The sequence below is a fragment of the Oleiphilus sp. HI0066 genome (genome assembly GCF_001635725.1).
Map to the genome: position 1 here is coordinate 1 of NZ_LWFH01001786.1, position 813 is coordinate 813.

At 46.7% G+C, this 813-nt stretch carries 1 protein-coding gene; it reads left to right on the forward strand.

Features of this window, described 5'->3' with window-relative positions:
* Positions 1-813: FimV family protein (locus A3738_RS27725; RefSeq protein ID WP_304440140.1), on the forward strand; the 813-nt coding region annotated here is incomplete at both ends.

Below are 813 nucleotides of genomic sequence, written 5' to 3' on the forward strand. Positions count from 1 at the left end.
CAATGAGAGTGGCGAGCCAAAAGTGGTTCTCACAACCAAAAAGCCAGTCCGTGAACCGTTCATTAACTTTCTTGTTGAAGTAATTTGGCCAAGCGGTCGTTTATTGCGTGAATACGCTCTGTTGATCGATCCGCCAGTTTTCGCAGAAGACAAACCTGTCGTTGCTAGCCCTGCAGCCTCTCAACAAGCAAAACCGCAAGTTTCTGCACCTGCATCCGTTGAAAAAGGAGATAACTTGGCAGTGCGTTCTAGCGTGAAACCGAAAGCCGGTGCCTTGGCTGGTAACGAGACGTACGGGCCAACTAAATCAACAGATACGCTTTGGGATATCGCGACAGGCATTCGTCCAGATCGGAATGTTAGTCCGCAACAAGTGATGCTTGCGATTCAGGATTTGAATCCTGACGCTTTTATTGATGGAAATATCAATAAGATGAAAGCGGGCCAAATTCTGCGCTTGCCAACGCGCGATCAAATGACATCGCGTAGTGCTTATCAGGCGATCAATTCGGTTATTGAGCAAAATGCTGCTCTAAGAAAGCCAAAGACCAAGACTCCGACTTCTTCCTCTAAGCCTTCAATTCAACCAGCTCCGAAAACACAAAAGCCTGCGGCGAATCAGGATCAACTTAAGCTAGTTGTTCCAGATAAAGATTCAAAAGCATCTGATTCAGCGGGTTCAGATCCTCAAGGTTCAAACGCTACTGGTGTGTCTCAGGGTGAAATGAATATTGCTCTGGAGCAGCTCGATAAAGCGAATCTCGAGAACGAAGAGTTAAGCGGTAAGGTTGATGCGCTTGAAGAGCAACTTGA